The organism is Lacibacter sediminis, assembly GCF_014168535.1.
GTDB lineage: Bacteria > Bacteroidota > Bacteroidia > Chitinophagales > Chitinophagaceae > Lacibacter > Lacibacter sediminis.
The window spans coordinates 2367787-2386199 of sequence record NZ_CP060007.1; the positions used below are offsets into that span (position 1 = coordinate 2367787).

Annotated in this window: 16 protein-coding genes; 12 read left to right on the forward strand and 4 right to left on the reverse strand. The window is 41.2% G+C overall.

The genetic code is table 11. The features are described from left to right. Positions 1-125 precede the first annotated feature (125 nt). Entirely contained in the window at positions 126-2054 is a 1929-nt protein-coding gene (gene nagB / locus H4075_RS10115) for a glucosamine-6-phosphate deaminase (protein WP_182806392.1), read from the forward strand. A gap of 189 nt (positions 2055-2243) precedes the next feature. Beyond that, entirely contained in the window at positions 2244-3356 is a 1113-nt protein-coding gene (locus H4075_RS10120) for a hypothetical protein (RefSeq protein ID WP_182806393.1), read from the forward strand. 58 nt (positions 3357-3414) lie between these two features. On the opposite strand, the gene H4075_RS10125 is transcribed toward H4075_RS10120, so the two are convergent. The 3 genes from H4075_RS10125 to H4075_RS10135 form a co-directional block, all read right to left on the reverse strand. After that, a complete protein-coding gene (locus tag H4075_RS10125; protein WP_182806394.1) occupies positions 3415-4335 on the reverse strand; it encodes a hypothetical protein in 921 nt (306 codons plus the stop codon). Between the two features lie 186 nt (positions 4336-4521). Beyond that, entirely contained in the window at positions 4522-4869 is a 348-nt protein-coding gene (locus H4075_RS10130) for a hypothetical protein (protein ID WP_182806395.1), read from the reverse strand. Between the two features lie 127 nt (positions 4870-4996). Next, the gene (locus H4075_RS10135) at positions 4997-6829 is read right to left on the reverse strand and encodes a UbiD family decarboxylase (protein ID WP_182806396.1); all 1833 of its coding nucleotides are present in this window, start codon (positions 6827-6829) and stop codon (positions 4997-4999) included. A gap of 249 nt (positions 6830-7078) precedes the next feature. Here H4075_RS10135 and H4075_RS21615 point away from each other — a divergent pair, with 249 nt between their 5' ends. The 6 genes from H4075_RS21615 to H4075_RS10165 all read left to right on the forward strand — a co-directional run bounded on the left by H4075_RS21615 (position 7079) and on the right by H4075_RS10165 (position 11979). Beyond that, positions 7079-7870, forward strand: a complete 792-nt coding sequence (locus H4075_RS21615; protein ID WP_220494941.1) for a DUF2452 domain-containing protein — start codon at positions 7079-7081, stop codon at positions 7868-7870. 140 nt (positions 7871-8010) lie between these two features. Then, entirely contained in the window at positions 8011-8418 is a 408-nt protein-coding gene (locus tag H4075_RS10145) for an SET domain-containing protein (RefSeq protein ID WP_182806397.1), read from the forward strand. Between the two features lie 146 nt (positions 8419-8564). Next, positions 8565-9287 carry a pyridoxine 5'-phosphate synthase gene (locus H4075_RS10150; RefSeq protein ID WP_182806398.1) on the forward strand — a complete coding sequence of 241 codons (723 nt, stop codon included), beginning with the start codon at positions 8565-8567 and terminating at the stop codon, positions 9285-9287. Between the two features lie 345 nt (positions 9288-9632). Continuing rightward, positions 9633-10253: a c-type cytochrome gene (locus tag H4075_RS10155; protein WP_182806399.1), complete on the forward strand. Its 621-nt coding sequence runs from the start codon at positions 9633-9635 to the stop codon at positions 10251-10253. Between the two features lie 132 nt (positions 10254-10385). Then, complete coding sequence (locus H4075_RS10160; protein WP_182806400.1) at positions 10386-11267, forward strand: pirin family protein; 882 nt, start codon at positions 10386-10388, stop codon at positions 11265-11267. Positions 11268-11424: 157 nt separating this feature from the next. Then, positions 11425-11979 carry a cupin domain-containing protein gene (locus H4075_RS10165; protein ID WP_182806401.1) on the forward strand — a complete coding sequence of 185 codons (555 nt, stop codon included), beginning with the start codon at positions 11425-11427 and terminating at the stop codon, positions 11977-11979. Between the two features lie 148 nt (positions 11980-12127). On the opposite strand, the gene H4075_RS10170 is transcribed toward H4075_RS10165, so the two are convergent. Beyond that, entirely contained in the window at positions 12128-12862 is a 735-nt protein-coding gene (locus H4075_RS10170) for a toxin-antitoxin system YwqK family antitoxin (RefSeq protein ID WP_182806402.1), read from the reverse strand. A gap of 92 nt (positions 12863-12954) precedes the next feature. Between H4075_RS10170 and H4075_RS10175 the strand changes: the two genes are divergently transcribed. From H4075_RS10175 to H4075_RS10190, 4 genes are all read left to right on the forward strand, one after another. Next, complete coding sequence (locus tag H4075_RS10175) at positions 12955-15498, forward strand: VPS10 domain-containing protein (RefSeq protein ID WP_182806403.1); 2544 nt, start codon at positions 12955-12957, stop codon at positions 15496-15498. Positions 15499-15580: 82 nt separating this feature from the next. Further along, positions 15581-16084 carry a DUF2911 domain-containing protein gene (locus tag H4075_RS10180; RefSeq protein ID WP_182806404.1) on the forward strand — a complete coding sequence of 168 codons (504 nt, stop codon included), beginning with the start codon at positions 15581-15583 and terminating at the stop codon, positions 16082-16084. A 122-nt stretch (positions 16085-16206) separates the two neighbouring features. Further along, positions 16207-17067: a hypothetical protein gene (locus H4075_RS10185; protein WP_182806405.1), complete on the forward strand. Its 861-nt coding sequence runs from the start codon at positions 16207-16209 to the stop codon at positions 17065-17067. A gap of 157 nt (positions 17068-17224) precedes the next feature. Next, a complete protein-coding gene (locus H4075_RS10190; protein WP_182806406.1) occupies positions 17225-18367 on the forward strand; it encodes a hypothetical protein in 1143 nt (380 codons plus the stop codon). Positions 18368-18413: the final 46 nt, after the last annotated feature.

An 18413-nucleotide genomic window follows, 5' to 3' on the forward strand; every position in this document is an offset into this window, starting at 1 on the left:
TTATGCATACTATGTATTGGTCATAGAGTTTTTTAGCTTTAGTTTGAATTAATGCAATCGTTTTCTCAGCTCATTTCAAAACGGATTGAATATATTTGGGCTCTTATTTAAAAAATTTAGAAAGTATGGCCAGAAAGACTGCTTCCATAGATCTGCTCGATAGTTTTGAGAAAATCCCTACCAAGATTTTTACTGATGCAAAAGAAGGTTCAGCCTATGCTGCATCACAGATCGCTGCATTAATTCGTGAAAAACAGTCGAAGAATGAAAAATGTGTGCTTGGTCTGGCTACAGGCTCAACTCCAAAATCATTGTATGCTGAACTGGTGCGCATGCACAAAGAAGAAGGACTCAGCTTTAAGAATGTAATTACATTCAATCTCGATGAATATTATCCCATCGAACCTGATGCCATCCAGAGCTATCATCGTTTTATGAAACAGCAGTTGTTTGATAAAATTGATATTGATCAGAGCAACTGTCATATTCCTGACGGTACAACAGCCAAAGAAAATATCAAACAACATTGCTCTGCTTACGAACAAAAGATTGCAGATGCGGGTGGGGTTGACTTACAGGTTTTAGGTATTGGTGTGAACGGCCACATTGGATTTAACGAACCGGGTTCGAGTGTTTACACCAAAACAAGATTGACTACACTCACCAACTCTACACGATTAGCAAACAGCTACGAGTTTGCCAATATCAGTGAAGTGCCACGTTTGGCCATCACAATGGGTATTGGTACAATTCTGAAAGCAAAGAAAATTATACTCATGGCATGGGGCCCTACAAAAGCTCCGGTTATTCAGCAATCAGTTGAAGGTGATGATACAGAACATGTGCCTGCTTCTTTATTGCAGAATCACGATGATGTAACATTTGTAATTGATGAGATGGCTGCGGCTGAGCTTACCCGTTATAAAAGTCCATGGCTTACCGGTGAATGTGAGTGGACGGATAAGATGATCAAGCGTGCGGTGGTGAACATGGCACTTAAGCTCAATAAGCCAGTCTTAAGTTTAACCAATACAGATTATAACGAATACGGTTTAAGTGATCTGCTGGTAGAGAAGGGTGATGCATATGAAATTAACCTGCAGGTTTATTATATGTTGCGTGACAGTATTACGGGCTGGCCCGGCGGTAAACCCAATGCGGTAATACCAAATCATCCTGAGCGCAGCAATCCTTACCCCAAAAAAGTGATCTTGTTTTCGCCTCATCCTGATGATGATATTATTTCGATGGGTGGAACCTTCCAGCGTTTACACGATCAGGGACATGAGGTGCATGTTGCTTATCAAACAAGCGGCAACATTGCAGTAACTGATGAATTTGTTACACGCTTCCTCGATTTTGCAGTGGGCTTTGAGCAGATGTTTGGTATTGATGCCGATAAATCGAAGAAGATATTAAGCGAAGCAAGAGGCTATCTTGAAAAGAAAAAGTCGAATGAAGTTGATACGCAGGCAATACGTGAGATAAAAGGATTGATCCGCCGTTGTGAAGCAGCAGCCACCTGTCGTTATGTTGGATTGAAAGAAGGGCAATGGCATTTTCAAAACCTTCCTTTCTATGAAACAGGTACCGTTGAGAAAAATCCGATGGGTGAAGAAGATGTAAGATTAACCATGGAGCTGTTCCGAAAAATAAAACCACAACAGGTGTATTGTGCAGGGGACTTTGCAGATCCCCATGGAACACATCTTGTATGCTTCAACGTTGTGCTTGAATCTTTGAGAAGAATTAAAGCCGATGGTGATGAGTGGATCAACGATTGCTGGTTGTGGTTATACAAAGGCGCATGGCAGGAGTGGAACATGGAAGAAATTGAAATGGCCATCCCCATGAGTCCTGAACAGGTGATGAAGAAACGCTTCGGCATTTTTATTCATCAATCACAAAAAGACATGGTGCCGTTCCAGGGTAGCGACAGTCGTGAGTTTTGGCAACGTGCTGAAGAACGCAATGCAGCCACTGCTGATCTGTATGGTAAGCTTGGCTTAACACAGTATGCAGCTATGGAAGCATTTGTGAGGTGGCACTATTAATAAAACAAAAATGATTTTTCGAAAAGCTGATCAATTCATTGGTCAGCTTTTTTTGCTGTAATAATTTAAGTTTCCGTTTGTCAGTTTTAATTTCCGTTCATGCAGGTAAAACAACTTGCGGGAGAGAATACATAAATATGTCAACACGTAGAAAATAGTTTTGCTCCACAAAACAAAACCTTATTATCTATGCGTTTCACATCTATCGCAATGGCAGCATTACTTCTGCAATTGTTCATTTTTTCAGGTTGTAAAAAAAATACACAACCACAACCACAAACACCAATTGATATTTCAACAATCAAGATTAGTGACTTTCGTTTTTCGGAGGTGAATTATTCTTCAATCGATATTGATCATCCAACTGTTGTTAATGGGATTGAAACCGAACCTGGTCGCATTACCATCAAAATTCCAAGAGGTACTACGGGATTACAGTTGACACCCCTTGCAACAAATTTTCAAAAGCAAGGGTTCAGCATCGCTCCGCAGTTGGGTGTAAAAACTGATTTTCTGTTTAAAGAGTTGTTGTACAGCATCACATCTTCAAGCGATCCGCAGAAAAAAATAAATTATCGGGTAACAGTGCAGGAAGAACCGGTAGCCGGCACACTGGCAATTACGAATTTTCGTTTTTTAAAATCTATGAATGCCCAACTTTCAGAGGATATCTCTGCGGTTCAAATTATTCATGAAAGTAGTTCGATCGGTAAAATACATGTGATTGTTCCGGCAGGCACTCACTTTGGAGCATTAACACCTGTGATCGATCATAACGGAGAACAATTACGGTATACACAAAATGCATTTGAAGTGCCGGCGAATAGTGCAACTATTTATCCGCATACGGGTTTGTCAATTGATTTCACTTATCCCAAAGGTTTTTACATTGCTGTGAAGAGAGGTGAAGAAGTGAAGACCTACAGTGTGATTGTGGATGTTGAAAAACCAATCGTGTTTGTGAACGATCATGTGATCATCTCTGGTTTGCGAAGTGGTATCACCCAAACGGTAAAAGTAAGCGAGTTGTATAATCGTGGTAACAGGCCCATATCAATTACACAGATCGCTCATAGCGATCATATACCCTATGGATCAGACTTGCGCACTTTTGCAGCAGTACCCTCAATGGGACTGTTGCCAGGTGAGAAAACAGATGTAACAACAACCATAACAGAAGGATTCTTTTTTAGCGGCACATACGAAGTAAAAGCCAGCATGCGGCCAAGCTTTTTTCAGGAACCTGAAATGCAGAGTTTTTTGCAGCCTTCATTCTTTAATCTGAAAGTGCAGTTGCAATAAAAAAATAAAAGGAACTGCATTAAGCAGTTCCTTTTATTTTCAATACGGTAAAACGAGATTAATCTTTTATTTCAATTACCCGTTCTTCAACATTTTCCATTCCTTCTGCAGTAACTTTTTTGGTTGACACACTGTAAATAACCCAACCATAATCGTGTATACGTGAACCTATCTGTAGTTCATTCACAAGGTTTTTAATGCCAAGGTCTTTAGGTGCAGTTTTTCCGGCTGTTTTTGCAATTTTGCTGACATATTCTGTTACTGCAGCCAACAGTTGTTTTTCATCAACAGTTTGTTCATAGCGTAGAATATAGTTTTCATCTTTTTCATTGATCTCATCAAGATAAAGTAAGGCGTCTGCATCAAATGGCTTCCCGCCCATTACGTTTGGTACTTGTATTGTGGCTTCTATTGTTTCACCTTTGATGTATTTGGCACCATAAAACAAATAAAACTGTTGAATATCATTAATGGCAAGGGCTTCAATATTTTCTTTGCTGTTATAAATCTTTCCCACTTCGGCCATGACCTCCATTAGTTTCGGTTCGTTTTTAAATTCCTGCAGTAAAAGGGTAGTTGTCTTTTTTATGTGATCCCTTACTTCCTGCCAGTTGAGCAATTCGTCGAAACCTCCCATTTCATCTGTTTTAAAACGGATAGTAAGGTCCTGGAAAAAGGCATCAATTTTTTGCCTGATGAGTTCACCACCGGTAACTCTGTAATTACTGTACTTCCATTCGATTACATATGAATTTGCTGTTGAATCAACGATGGTAATATCTACATCATAAGTGAGTTGCGATTTAGAAATGGTGTCGCCTTCTCTTATTTTAAATTTATCAGTAGTGATGATATAGCTCTGCTTTTCATTTTTATCCCAATAACCAATGGCCTGCACACTTGAATCTTTGAGATTGATTTGTGCAGAAGCAATTACAGTTATAACTATTGAAAATAGCAGGAAGGCGGTTTTCTTCATGAATGCTTTTTTGCAAAAGATAGGAAATATTTTATGAGTTCGACTATACTTCTCTGACCTGTGTATGTATGTTACTAAAGTAATTGTGTTGGTAGGAAAGGAGAAGTAACGGATGGTATCAGGTCAGAAACCTGCACCAGAAAAAAAGGTCAAACACCCACGTCAGAAATGACAACAGTTTATTAATCAATCAATATACCAATTTAACTTTCCTTCAACTTCAGAACATAACCCAATTCCAGCCTTTCCAAAATCATCGAATGCAATGTGATATTCTATTGTCAAATCGTTTCTTGTTACAATGTCATTTAATTCAGTGAATGCTTTTGATAAGTCCGAAAATGAAGATTTTAAATCGGCAAGCTCCTGAAGTATATTTTCTTTCGAAATGTTATTGAAATTAATGGTGCTTGTCCAGCCAGTCACTAAAAGTTTACCTGAATCTTTCGTTCGAATAGTCATGTTATCCAGCTTAAGTGGAATGCCGTCTGCAATTAGCCAGATTCTTTTTCTTATATTTTCGTCTGAATACATTTTAAAATTGCTGCTCTCAAGCCTATATATGCAACTTTTAGTAGGCGGCCTGTGTAATAAATTTATGAATACGTAGTTTGCTAGATAGTTATAAAGATTGAAATTGATACAATTGTTCTACATGCAATTACCCAATCCCCTCCAAACTTCCTCCCTTCGCAAACAACCGATCAATCTTGTTTTCAACCGCAGGATCTTTTTCCAGCGCCGGTGCATTATGCGGCTTCATGCGTACATCAAATACAACAGGTCCTCTGCAGCCCCAGTGTTTGTGTGTAATAAATGAATCAATACCATACACGTCATGACTTGGATTGCAACGTGTGTACGTTACCCATAAATAGTTTTTCAACGTTGCAGCTGTAAAACTGCTATCGTCACAAACAATGATCTGTGCTACGGTATTTAATTCGCCATTCACTATTGACAACTGACCATTCAGCATTTCCATTTCTTTCACCGCTTCTTCATACGTTGTAAACTTTTTCGTTTGTAACGCAACAACACCCGGCATACAGAGTTGCGGATTTTCGAACTGTTGTAATTCTTTTAATGCAGAAGGTACTTCCCTGCACAATTCCCGTTTTTTATCACCATAAGCTGCCAATACTAATTTGCTCCCGCTGTTTAAACCGGTTCCGGAATAATCCAATGTATCGATCGTTGTGTTGGTGTGAAAGTGAAGATCTCTTGTAAGATCGATGCGTTCAAAAATATATTCTAAATAAGGCTGTACCTGGTGTGTGTGCAGTTGATTGCTTTCATCTGCAGTTATAAATAAAAATTTTGCTAAGCTTAATTGCCCGGTACCAAGCACATGATTGGCGATGGTTAATAATTCTGCCGGTTGTTTGGTGGGCATGTAAGGTGTGTAACGTTCGCTGCCGATTGCCAATAACAACGGATGTACACCCGCTGCATCAACTGCATGCACTTCTTTCAATCCCGGTACTTCCTGTGGAATAGCATTGCCCGTTAGTTCATGTATCAGTTCGCCAAAGCTGGTATCTTCCTGTGGAGGACGACCAACAACGGTAAAGGCCCAGATAGCATTCTTCTTTGCATACACATTGTTCACCTTCATCAACGGAAAGGGATGTGTTAAACTGTAGTAACCCAGGTGATCACCAAAAGGCCCTTCAGGTTTATTCTGCAGCGGATCAACTTCACCGGTAATCACAAAATCAGCATCGGTGCTGATGGCATTGCCCAATGCATCATACGCATAACGAAAACGTCGTCCGCCTAATACTCCTGCAAATGTCATTTCGCTGATACCTTCAGGTAAGGGCATTACCGCACTTAAGGTATGCGATGGTGGTCCGCCAACAAAACAACTTACTTTCAGCGGTTGTCCTTTTGCGTTAGCTTTTGTTTGATGAATACCAATTCCACGATGTAGCTGGTAATGCAATCCAATTTCTTTATTCAATTCATATTCATTACCGCTTAGCTGAATGCGATACATACCAAGATTCGATTTCATAATGCCGGGCTTATCTGCATCTTCAGTATACACCTGTGGTAATGTAACAAAGGCACCGCCATCCATTGGCCAATGTTGAATGAGTGGAAGATCACTCACCTGTATTTTATCAAACGAAAACGAAGATTGTTTTTTGGGTAATGCTTTCAGCGCTGCCAATCCCGTGCTGAGGTTTTGAATCGGACTCTTTAAAGCTTTCATGGGATCGCCTTTCAGTTCAATGAGCTTTTGCACTGATTGCAATGTGTCACGAAAGATGAATTTACTGCGATCGAGTGTGCCGAAGATATTGGAAGCAGCACGGTATTTTGATCCTTTCACATTTTCAAACAAAAGTGCAGGGCCTTTTGCTTCGTACACACGGAGATGAACAGCCGCCATTTCCAGGTGCGGATCTACTTCTTCTTTAATACGAACAAGATGACCGTTCCGTTCAAGATCAAGTAAACATTCTTCGAGTGAGCTGTATGCCATAGTGCAGCAAAGTTAGGGGAGGATAGTTTGTAGTTTATGGTTTGTTGCAGGTTACAGTTTACAGGTTTCAGGTAGGGCACGCTACATTGTTATACAACTAAACAAGTAAGGGTAAAAGTTATAAGTACCAGCAACTGGTAACTTGCAGCCTGCAACGTTCTTCTACCCGTAACTCCTGACACTTAACTTCCTCTTTTCTAAACAAAATCGTCTCCTCCTTGTTTAAACAACTTCACACATCTTTGCAGTATGGTTCAGGCGTATAATTTTTTAGCATCATGGCAGTTGTTCCCGGAAAAATGCAGTTACGAATTTGGCGAAACACCCAAGAGTGGCAACTGTAAAATTGAATCGGTGAAGAACGGGGCGGCATTGATGATGAGCACCAACTGGGTTACACATCTTAACGAAGCGTTCTATACCTCTTACAACTTTGTACCGGATGGCGCTCTGCATCCGTTTGAAAATACAGAAGTGGCGCAGCAGATCCGTTCAGAGATTCCTAATTCTTCCACCATGATCGTGGAGTTACTTACGAACGGACAGGTGAAAGTTTCTGCTACACATGAAATACTTTCCAATGGTTTTTTAAAGATCACACACCAGGGGTTTACACCGGAATACAAACGGTTCACCAATGTGGAAGTGTATCACAAGCAGATGAGTGTGTTGCCTTACGCATCGAGCATTAGTGGTGTGGCTATACGTCCAACAAAGGAAGGTGTTATCCGTCACCAGGCATTAACAGCCATGGAAGAGCAAACCAATATGCAGCTCGACCAGATCAAACAACAAATTGAATTACTGGCAAGGCAGGCTCAGGAAATAGTCAAGCGAAAAGAATTGTCGTTAATGATCTATGATGCAAAACTGAACTTCCGTCCTGTTATCGGACAGGTGTATCATTTGTATCAGAAAAACGATGACAGTTATTTGTTGTCGATGGTGAGTCCGAAAGAGTGGGGCGGTACCGGGCCGTTTAAGCAGTTTGTTGCTTCTGCAAAATTGTTAGCTGATCATACGTGGATGGAAGTGAGTTGAAGTACGAGGTAGGAAGTACGAGGTACGAAGTAAGAAGTATGAAGTATGAAGACTCCGAAAGCGGTAAGGTTGTTTGGAATTTGGTTTTTGGGTTTTGGTTTTTCTTGTGCCTTGTACCTTGATTCTTGTATTTTTAATCTATGAACTTTCCCATTGAAGTAAAGAAAAGCAAGGTGGCAGGCAAAGGTGCGTTTGCATTAAAAGCGATTCCTGCAAAAAAGAAACTCGGCAATATGGCCGGCGAAATTATCAGTTACAAAGAAGCGCAACGAAGAGTGAAACAACAGCATGCCGGTGAGTTGCTGATGGTGGAATTTGATAATGATCCGGTTGCTCTCGATGCAAGCATCAACCGTAACGCATTATCCTACATTAATCATTCCTGCGATCCCAATACGTATATGCGTCGTGCATACAGGCAAGTAGAGTTCTACAGCAAACGACCCATCAAAAAAGGAGAGGAGCTTACTTGTGATTATGGTGAAACACATCATGATGGTAAGCTGCCTTGTAAATGTGGGGCGAAGAATTGCAGAGGATTTATTTAGAAGGCGCAAGAAAGAAAACAAGGGACAAGATTAATACATCGAACTGTGCGAATAAATGTTGAGACGTAAATCTTGAACCTTGTCCTTGTCCCTTGTTACTTGCGCCTTGTCTCTTGTTCCTTTTGTATTCTTCTTACCTTTACACCATGACGAAGCTCTCCGTTAACATCAACAAATTTGCCACGCTCCGCAATAGTCGTGGTGGTAACAGGCCAAACGTTTTGCAGGCTGCTATTGATGCACAAAAATTTGGCGCTGATGGTGTAACCGTTCATCCACGACCTGATGAGCGGCATATCCGTTATGATGATGTGCGACAGATCAAACAGATTATCACTACTGAATTTAATATTGAAGGTAATTGCCGTGAGCAATCATTTGTTGATCTGGTGCTGGAAGTAAAACCCGATCAGGTAACACTGGTGCCCGATACATTGGGACAACTCACCAGCGATCATGGTTGGGATACCATTCAGAATAAGAAGTACCTGATTGATATGATTGCGGTGTTTAAAAACGCCGGCATACGCACTTCGATTTTTGTTGATCCTGAAATAAGAATGATCGAAGGTGCAGTTGAAACCGGAACCGATCGCATTGAACTTTATACCGAGGGGTATGCCAAACGTTATACAACCGATCCCCGAGAAGCTGTGCAGCAATACCTGGTTGCGGCTACTCGTGCCCGTTCGATGGGCTTAGGTATCAATGCCGGTCATGATCTTGATCTGCAGAATCTGCATTATCTCGTGCAAACCATTCCCTGGATCGATGAAGTGAGTATTGGTCATGCATTGGTTTGCGATGCATTGTATCTAGGTTATGAAAATGCTGTGCAGTTATACAAGCGACAGTTGAATGTGGAGTAGAGATGACAGGGTACTGGTCACGGGTTCTAATCAATCATCAATAGTAACACATTATACAAATTATTTAAATTTTCTCTGTGACTGATCCGGTATCATGAAGAACCGGCAACACAGGGTAGCGGTTAAAAGTTCTGCTGCAAACAACATTAAATTTATTCAGGCGAATTTCTTAGCTTTATTTCACAATCGATTCTGCACGTTTATCATAAAATCTCCCCTTGCAAACTCGATAAGCTTTACCTCGTAGTTTTTGTAGTAAGATGTTCCTGTGAACAAACTTCGTATTACATTATTCCATCCCTGGCTTGCTGATACAATTATTTATTTACAATAAAACCAACGATTATGCGTAAGTCATATTTATCGCTTATCATGGGCTTGGTATTCATTACCATTTCGTTTAGTAAATGCGCTGATAACGAACAATCCCAAACAGTGGGTGAGTCTGCCACAGGATCAGAAAAAAACAAATTCGGAGGTTATGAAACAAAGGAAAAATGGGGGGAGCATCTCGTTACCATTGCCGGTTGCAATGATTGTCATACACCAAAGATTATGACACCCCAAGGGCCGGTTGATGACAGCAGCTTGATGTTATCGGGTCACCCTGCCAGTTTGCCTGCACCGGATGTTGACAGGAAGCAAACGGAAAGTAAAGGGCTGGTGGTTACCGCTGATTTTACCGCCTGGATAGGTCCATGGGGAATTTCTTATTCAGCTAATCTTACGCCACACGAAACAGGAACCGGCAATTGGACCGAGCGGCAATTTGTTTATGCTATCAGGAACAGTATCAGTAAAGGAATTCCGGGATCACGGTCATTGATGCCACCCATGTCTATGATGCCCGTTAAACATATGACAGATGATGAGCTGAAAGCAATATTTGCTTACCTGAGAACAGTTAAGCCTGTTGAGAATAATTCGGTTCAGCCAACGCCTCCTGTGTTAGCAGCAAAACATTAACAACGTACTGCAAACAGCTGCAATAAACAGCATTCAGGCGCAAAGTCATTAACGCAGAAATAAATAAACTGCCGTTAATGTGTTTTCTTTGTGCCATAGCCAGCGCCTTTGAGGCAAAATAATTTTATTCATATGTCAAACATCAATCTCATTATCGAAGAACGTGCAGTTAACATTGGAAAGTTTATGGTGGGCAGGTTGCTTCCGTTCCGTCAAAAAAGAATGGTGGGCCCGTTTATTTATATCGATCATATGGGTCCGGTACAAATGAACGAGCGTGAGAACGTTGATGTGTTTGCGCATCCGCACATCGGACTTAGTACACTCACGTTTTTATTTGAAGGAAGCATGATGCACCGTGATACCATTGGTACAGAAGTGGAAATTAAACCAGGTGCGGTGAACTGGATGACGGCCGGCAAAGGAATTGTTCATTCAGAACGTACACCTGAATACCTGCGACATTCAAGTAAATCAATGCATGGCTTGCAGATATGGGTGGCTTTGCCGAAAGAGCTCGAGCAAATGGAACCTGAATTTTTTCACATTGAAAAAGAACAGATACCTGCCTGGGAAGAAGATGGGTTGCAGTATAAATTAATTGCCGGTGAAGCATGCGGCAGAAAATCGCCTGTGCCCGTTTACAGTAAATTGTATTTGATCGAGATCAAAGCTGACACTACACAAACCGTGAAGTTAGGAAGCGAGTTGTATGGCGAATCGGGTTTGTATATTCTTGAAGGGAGTATCGAAAGCGAAGACAATGTGTTTGCCCCAAAACAATTACTGATTGCAAAAGACAGCAAGCTATGCGAGTTTACCATTAGAGCAGGCAGCAGCATTTATATTTTTGGAGGCGAAACTTTTCCTGAAGAACGTTTTATTGATTGGAACTTTGTATCATCCGATAAAGCACTCATTGAAGAAGCAAAACAAAAATGGATCGCACAGAAATTTGATAAAATAAAAGGAGAGGAAAATGATTTTGTTCCTTATCCGGCACCGAAGAGATAATTGTTAATGGTGAAGTCTTCTCATCACTGATCATTTATTGCTTTCACGGTACTCATAACTCAATCTCCACATTTGATTCACTGTTTCTGCCATTACATGCATCCTGTTGTTTCACATTGTTTGAAAGCAAAATAGTTTTGATGAAAAATAAAACATCATGAACTACATCTTGCCACATGCCATTGAAAATGTACTGGGTGAAAAACTTGTATTCCTATCAGCCGAAAAAGGAGAGGAAGGAGATAAACTGATCGTTGAGAATTTTGTAGATCCGGGTTTTGGTCCCATCATGCATACACATTGGTTGCAGGATGAAAGTCTTACTGTTGTAAAAGGACGTATCGGTTATATGGTAAAAGGCGGCACTGAACAATTTGCCGGCGAAGGAGAAACAGTGCTGTTTAAACGTGGAGTAGCGCACCGGTTTTGGAATGCAGGCGAAGAAGAATTGCATTGCAGGGGATGGATCTATCCTGCCCATAACATTGTGTTTTATCTTACTTCCATTTTTGAAGCGCAAAACAAATCGGGCAAAGCACAGCCCGAAGCATTTGATGGCGCTTATCTCATCACCCGTTATAAATCAGAATTCGATGTAGATATTATACCGCCGTTTGTAAAAAAAGTGATTCTTCCCGTTACCTGTTTTATTGGTAAGCTGTTGGGCAAGTACAAACACTTTGAGCATGCACCGGCGCCGGTAAGAAAATAAGCAGGTATTTGTAAAACCTATTTAAGGACAAGCCAAAATTGTCGACGCCTTGATTTGTGAAACACAAATCAAGGCGTCGATACAAAAATGAATATCTAGATAAAACCAACTGTCCGGCAACTTAAAACTCAGAACTTAAAAATTTCTATCATCCCCCCGTTTGCCCTGTTCTCACTTTTATCTTTTTCTTGCCGGCATTCTTTTTTTCGTAATCGAGTATCTCTTTGGGTTTTACTTTTTCTTTGGGTGTTTCCTTCTTTGTTGTGTTGGCATCGGCAGGATCATTAGGATCTTTTTTGATGATGCCGTTTGCTGAACCTGTGCCATCATCAAGCTTGCCGAGTATGAAATTTTCTTTACGTAATACTTTGCCTGTACCCGGTTCATAAATGGTCCAGAAACCGTGTGCAACTGAAGAAGCTTCCAGCTTTACTTCTACGAGGTAAACTTTTTTGGGATCGTTTACATCATACACTTCAATAGTTTCAGTAGGTTTCTCCGGATTTTGTGCAAGCCAGCTTTCTTCACGTATCATATCGCCCATGGCATTAAAGTATTGTTGTTTGCCGTGCTTATTTCCCCAGCGGTAATATTCTATGGCCAGCACATCGCCCATGAGTGTGTACACACGCCATGGACCTTCTTTTTTCCCATTACGGAATTCACCTTCTTCTTCATAGCCGGGTTCGCCACGCACTTCTTCGTAACGCACTATCCATTTACCTTGTTTCATGTCTTTCATGTCGGTACAGTTCAAGGTATCGCCTTTTACACTAATGGTATAGTCTTTACATTGTGCCGAACCGTTCATCCAAAAAAGGAACATCGCCACAACAGTTAAGGCGGGTATTCGTAAGTTTGAAAGGTTGAATAGCTGATTCATTTGTTTATTTTTCATTTGATGTTGGCCAGTTCTTCTATCAAAACATGAGATTAAAAAACCAAAGCTGTATGCTCTATTACAAAACGACCGCAATGTTCAAAAATTGCCTGCTCAAAGTTACCCCTGTTCTTTCGTTTCTGCTCTTTGTTCTTACAACTAATGCACAAATTAAGCCAACCCCTGCCGATGAAAGACTGAAAGGCATGCAGGTGCGTAAGGAAATGGAGAAGAAATCTTTGTTAAAAGATGTAAAGTTCCGCAATATCGGTCCGTCGGTCATGAGCGGAAGGGTAAATGATGTGGAAGTGAACCCTGAAGATCCTACTGAATTTTATGTGGCTTATGCCAGCGGTGGTTTGTGGCATACCAAAAACAACGGACAATCTTTTACACCCATTTTCGATAACGAAGATGTGATGACCATTGGCGACATTGCTGTAAAATGGTATGGTAGTCGTGTGATATGGGTGGGCACTGGTGAAGTAAACAGCAGTCGTTCATCTTACGCAGGTAATGGTGTGTACAAAAGCAGCGATAATGGAAAAACATGGGAATACCTTGGTTTGCCTGAAAGTCATCATATAGGTAAGGTGCAGTTGCATCCAACCGATCCTAATACTGCATGGGTGGCAGCACTGGGTCATTTATATTCAGCAAACAAAGAACGTGGTGTGTATAAAACAATTGATGGCGGTAAAACATGGAAACTCACATTAGCTGTTGATGATAACACAGGTGCTGTTGAAATGGAAATGAATCCTAACAACCCGAATGAATTGTATGCAGCGATGTGGCACCGTACCCGTCGTGGCTGGACGTTTACAGAAAGCGGCCCTACAAGTGGTATTTATAAAAGCATGGATGGTGGTAATACCTGGAGCAACATTACAGCACCCGGCAGTGGATTTGCAGAAGGAAAGAAACTCGGCCGTATTGGATTGAGTGTGTTTGCCCAAAATCCAAATATCGTTTATGCAGTTATTGACAACTATAATCCATTACCTGATACGGCAAAGAAAAAACTCGTGAGTGATACTGTTCTTCAGCTCGATCAGTTTAAAACAATGACCATTGATAAGTTTCTGGCCATTGATGATAAAAAGCTGGATACGTTTATGCGCAGGCAACGCTATCCTGCAAAGTATACAGCAGCATCAGTAAAAGAAATGGTGCGTGCAGGAAAAATTCAACCTGTTGCCATGTGGGATTATTTTGATGCCGGTGATGATGGTTTCAGCAACAGCGGTATCAAAGGATGTGAAGTATACCGCAGTGATGATGCCGGTAAAACATGGAAACTGGTGAATAATAAATTGCCGCAGGTGTTCAGCACCTATGGTTATTACTTCGCAAAAATTTACGTGTCGCCAACAAATGCAGATAAGATAGTGATACTTGGTGTAAATGCATGGATGAGTACCGATGCAGGAAAGAGCTTTAAAAATATTGAAGGAAGAAATGTGCATTCTGATCATCATGCGTTGTGGATCAATCCCAAAAAAGATTCACACATGATCAATGGAAATGATGGCGGTATAAATATTACTTACGATAATGGTGCAAACTGGTTTAAAGCTAACTCCGCTTCGCTTGGTCAGTTTTATGCCATTGCGGTTGATGATGCAAAACCTTACAATGTATATGGCGGTTTGCAGGATAACGGTACATGGTTTGGCCCAAGCAACAACCGTGAAACAGTTGACTGGCATGATAACGGCAGCTATGCGTTTAAATCAATTGGTGGCGGCGATGGTATGCAGGTGCAGGTTGATACAAGAGATAACACAACTGTTTATGCAGGTTCACAATTTGGTGCTTATAGTCGTGCTAATAAAAATGCTCCGTTTGCCGGTCGTGTAAGTGTGCGTCCGCAACATGAGCTTGGCGAAAAGCCATTGCGTTTTAACTGGCAGTCACCCATCCTCTTATCAAGACATAACCAGGATGTATTTTATTTTGGTACCAATCGTTTTCACCGCAGCTTCAACAAAGGTGAAAACAGTGTAAATCTCAGCAGCGATCTTACCGGTGGAAGAAAAGAAGGCAATGTCCCCTTTGGTACATTGGTAACCATGAGTGAATCGCCTTTACGTTTTGGTTTGATCTACACGGGTAGCGATGATGGCTTTATCCATATAACAAAAGATGGTGGTTATAGCTGGAGTGCTGTTCATACAAAATTACCCAAGAATGTACAGGGGCTTTATGTAAGCCGTGTCATTGCATCGAAATACAAAGAGAGCAGGGTGTATGTTACATTGAATGGTTATCGTAACGATCATTTTGCAGCATGGGTATTTGTAAGTGAAGATTATGGCATCACCTGGAAACAGATCTTTACTGATCTGCCTGCAGAACCGGTGAATGTGATTCGTGAAGATCCGAAGCAGGAGAACCTTTTGTATGTTGGAACTGATCATGGATTATATGTATCGTTTGATGGTGGTGCAAGCAGCCAGGCATGGATGAGTGAGTTGCCACGTGTGGCCATTCATGATATTGCTATCCAGGAAAGAGAAAATGAAATTGTGCTGGGAACACATGGTCGCAGTATTTATATTGCTTCTCTTAGCGAAGCTCAAAAACTGGCTGCCGACAAGGCTTATTACGACAAGAAAAAAGCAGATTTAAAATAAGATTAATAGCCATTTGTCAATCAGGCAACAATATTGCTGGGAATTTGTTTTAACTTGAAACCTTAATAAAAAACAGAAGAACATGAAACGTATAACAAGTCTATTGTCTGCCTTTACGTTATTCGTAGCGTTTACAGCTTGCGCACAAAATCAGAAACCTAGTCCTCCTGCATCAACCGAATTTAAAGCAGGTGGAGCAAACATCAAGATCAGTTACAGCGCTCCTTCCGTAAAAGGAAGAGAGATCTGGGGCAAACTGGTTCCTTATGGCGAAGTGTGGCGCACAGGTGCTAACGAAGCAACCGTTTTTGAAACCGATAAGGATATTAAAGTAGAAGGTAAAACATTGCCTGCCGGTAAGTACGGACTGTTTACAGTACCGGGTAAAGATGAGTGGGTGATCGTTTTCAACAAAACATGGAAACAGTGGGGCGCATACCAATACAAAGCAACAGATGATGCTTTGCGTGTAACAGTGAAACCTGCTGCAGGGGAAATGACAGAAACACTTAAGATCGATGGTGCCACTGACGGTGTTACCATCAAATGGGAAAAATTAAGTGTACCATTTAAGATTTCACAATAAGTATAAACCATCAATGTGTGATCGATCCCCTGAGCAATCGGGGGATTTTTCATTTCACAGCTTATCCACAACCAGCAAGGGTTTCAACGCAGCACTGTAATTAATGAGTAGTTTGCACGGGAATGAAGGATACAAGGAACATACTGCTGGTGATCGTTTCGCTTTGTTTGATCGGCACATGGGTTTATCATCTCTATGATAAAAATAAATATGCCAATACAGATGTGTTGCTGCCGGTAAAAGATTCGTTGGCAGAGCAAACAAAAGTGAATGATTCGCTCCGTGTTGCCTACAACGGCTTGTTGCAGCAGATCGATTCATCACGCTCAGTTGCAGTTGTTGATACGGCATTTGTTCCACTCGATTCGACCAGTAATGCCATCGACAGTTTACGCAATGAAATAGCTGCCATCCTCGCCATCAATAATATCACCAAAGAAGATCTGCGCAGGGCAGAAGAAAAGATCAAACAGTTGCAGCAACGTTTATCTTCTTCAGCTTCAACGCCTGTTACAACTTCAACTGAAATAAAAAATACAACTACTCCGGTAACAAACCGTGTGGAGACTATCAGCAAACCAATAGCAGAAGAACCGGTGTTTACGGCATCAGCTATCAGTTTCCGTGCCATGCAATCGGGCAAAGAGCAGGTAACAGCCAATGCAGATGCCACGGGTTATTTCAGCATTGCCTGCACGGTGCAAAATCCAACAGCTTCCTTTAGCGATACAGAAGTATACATGGCCTTGATCGATCCTTCAGGTGATGTGGTGCAGGATGATCCCTGGCAATCAGGGATGTTAACTACTTCAGGCAATGATCGCATTCCTTATACACGCAAAACAAAATTATCCTATGCAAAAGGAGATGCAAGCCGCATTGCCATGAACCTGAAACTGCCTGCTTATGATAAGGGTATGTACAGTGTTCAATTCTATCACAATGGGGTGCGGATTGGCAGAGGCAATCTTCGTCTCAATTAACAACACCTATAAGGTTTGCCGGGTTGAAATTGCTGCGCTGCAAACCTTATAGGTGTTGTTGTTAATCACATTTTTTTCACAGTTGTTCAAATGCGCATCATTATTGGGTTTAACAGAGTTCCTTTGTGTTACTTTTACCCAAAGCACAACCTACATTATGTTGAAGAAGCAAGTTTTGTTACTGATGTCCCTCGTTATAATGTGGGGTTATCAGTCATCTGCTCAAACCAGCACCCAAACCAAATACACAAGTGTTCCTGATCTGTACGCAGGCATTGAAGTGGGATCGAAAGGCGTTAAGCTGAGTGTGATTGAAATGAAAAAGAATAAAGAGACCGGTAATAGTTTCTCCATTGTTAAGGATACCTCTTTCAATACCGATTTTATTTCTTTCACACAACCAACCTTTGATGCAACGGCCAACAGTTTTGCCGGTATGTTTCAAACAGCGCTCACAAAATTCAACATTCCATCTAAAAGAGTTTTCACCGTTATCAGCAGTGGTGTAAAGATTCAGGCCGAGAAAGAAAATAAAAAAGACTGGGTGGAGAAACTCATCAAAGAGTTTCGTTCAAAAGTAAATGAACCGCAACGGAAAGTAGAAGTGGTGGATGTGCAGCAGGAAGCAAAATTATCGCACCAGGGAATTGTGCCGGTGAACCGTCGTTACAATACATTCTTGATTGACATAGGCAGCGGCAATTCAAAAGGTGGCTTCTTTCCTTATGGCAATGATAGTTATTTCTATCTCTTTCAATTATCATGGGGCACCAAGAGCACAGCCAATGCAACTGAAAAAATGTGTGGCGATGATAAGTCGCATGAAAATTATACACGCCAATTGTTACGTGTAGCAGCAGGGGCTGAAAATTCGGAGATCGCTTATACTGTTAATACAAGTGGCAGTTATCCGGTGAGTGATCATATTGCATTCAGTGGTGGTATTGCATGGGCAACAGCAACATTGTTGTACCCTGAATTAAATAATAATCCTGTTGTGCCCGTTACATACGAAGATGTTGAGCGTTTTCACAAACGTGTTACAGAGAATTATTCTTCTTTTTCAGAAACCTATTTAATGAGTAAGCTCACGAATGGCAAGTGGGATAAAAAAACAATCTCAACTGAAATAAAACGTGTGCATGGTGTGTTCGATCAGCGTTCACTCATGGCCGGTAGTGCTTTATTACTTCGTATTATGCGCCAGTTTAAATCGGTGAACGAAGCCAAACAGTTTTACCTCATCAAGAACGGCCAGGTAGGCTGGGTTTCAGCATATGTTGATAATGCTGTTGATTAAAGTGTACTTCTACTCCATTATATAAAAGCTCCGGCATTTGCCGGAG

Excerpts from the sequence above, each read along its gene's own strand:
- H4075_RS10175 (WP_182806403.1), top strand. The coding sequence starts at position 12,955 with ATGTTCAAAAATTGCCTGCTCAAAGTTACCCCTGTTCTTTCGTTTCTG.
- H4075_RS10120 (WP_182806393.1), top strand. The coding sequence starts at position 2,244 with ATGCGTTTCACATCTATCGCAATGGCAGCATTACTTCTGCAATTGTTC.
- H4075_RS10165 (WP_182806401.1), top strand. The coding sequence starts at position 11,425 with ATGAACTACATCTTGCCACATGCCATTGAAAATGTACTGGGTGAAAAA.
- H4075_RS10130 (WP_182806395.1), bottom strand. The coding sequence starts at position 4,869 with ATGTATTCAGACGAAAATATAAGAAAAAGAATCTGGCTAATTGCAGAC.
- H4075_RS21615 (WP_220494941.1), top strand. The coding sequence starts at position 7,079 with ATGGTTCAGGCGTATAATTTTTTAGCATCATGGCAGTTGTTCCCGGAA.
- H4075_RS10150 (WP_182806398.1), top strand. The coding sequence starts at position 8,565 with ATGACGAAGCTCTCCGTTAACATCAACAAATTTGCCACGCTCCGCAAT.
- H4075_RS10170 (WP_182806402.1), bottom strand. The coding sequence starts at position 12,862 with ATGAATCAGCTATTCAACCTTTCAAACTTACGAATACCCGCCTTAACT.
- H4075_RS10160 (WP_182806400.1), top strand. The coding sequence starts at position 10,386 with ATGTCAAACATCAATCTCATTATCGAAGAACGTGCAGTTAACATTGGA.
- H4075_RS10135 (WP_182806396.1), bottom strand. The coding sequence starts at position 6,829 with ATGGCATACAGCTCACTCGAAGAATGTTTACTTGATCTTGAACGGAAC.
- H4075_RS10125 (WP_182806394.1), bottom strand. The coding sequence starts at position 4,335 with ATGAAGAAAACCGCCTTCCTGCTATTTTCAATAGTTATAACTGTAATT.
- H4075_RS10145 (WP_182806397.1), top strand. The coding sequence starts at position 8,011 with ATGAACTTTCCCATTGAAGTAAAGAAAAGCAAGGTGGCAGGCAAAGGT.
- nagB (WP_182806392.1), top strand. The coding sequence starts at position 126 with ATGGCCAGAAAGACTGCTTCCATAGATCTGCTCGATAGTTTTGAGAAA.
- H4075_RS10155 (WP_182806399.1), top strand. The coding sequence starts at position 9,633 with ATGCGTAAGTCATATTTATCGCTTATCATGGGCTTGGTATTCATTACC.
- H4075_RS10185 (WP_182806405.1), top strand. The coding sequence starts at position 16,207 with ATGAAGGATACAAGGAACATACTGCTGGTGATCGTTTCGCTTTGTTTG.
- H4075_RS10190 (WP_182806406.1), top strand. The coding sequence starts at position 17,225 with ATGTTGAAGAAGCAAGTTTTGTTACTGATGTCCCTCGTTATAATGTGG.
- H4075_RS10180 (WP_182806404.1), top strand. The coding sequence starts at position 15,581 with ATGAAACGTATAACAAGTCTATTGTCTGCCTTTACGTTATTCGTAGCG.